The organism is Pelomicrobium sp. G1 (assembly GCF_051905455.1).
Lineage (GTDB): Bacteria > Pseudomonadota > Gammaproteobacteria > Burkholderiales > UBA6910 > Pelomicrobium.
This window is the reverse complement of record NZ_JBQACR010000194.1, coordinates 1-346: the sequence shown is the minus strand read 5'-3', so window position 1 is coordinate 346 and position 346 is coordinate 1. Positions and strand designations below refer to the sequence as shown.

General features: G+C 52.3%; 1 pseudogene. It reads right to left on the bottom strand.

The features are described from left to right. Positions 1 to 324 (bottom strand): annotated as a pseudogene (locus ACTFO6_RS18140) (aromatic ring-hydroxylating dioxygenase subunit alpha); the annotation flags it as partial. Positions 325 to 346: the final 22 nt, after the last annotated feature.

Below are 346 nucleotides of genomic sequence, written 5' to 3'. Positions count from 1 at the left end.
GAAAGTAAGAACACGGTCTTTGCTCCCTTCGTACGCCTCATAGGCAACCGTGGTCAAACCCGTAGCCGCGTGACCATTTGGAAATACTGTGTACTTGCGGTCGAAATAGCCTTTCTGCAGCATTCCGGTGGCACGATTGTGGTAATGCATGTAGTCGTGGTAGAACTCGCGGCTCGTCTCGTGCCATAGCTTGTAATTGGTACGGATGATGGATTTCTGATAATGGAATATTTCCAGAGGTTCCGTGTCCAGCTCCTGGCTCATGAAGTCGAACGCACCGGCGATGTAGTTAGCAAGAGGCTCGCACTCGTCGTCGAGGTTCACCCACACGAAGCCTCCGTAAGCC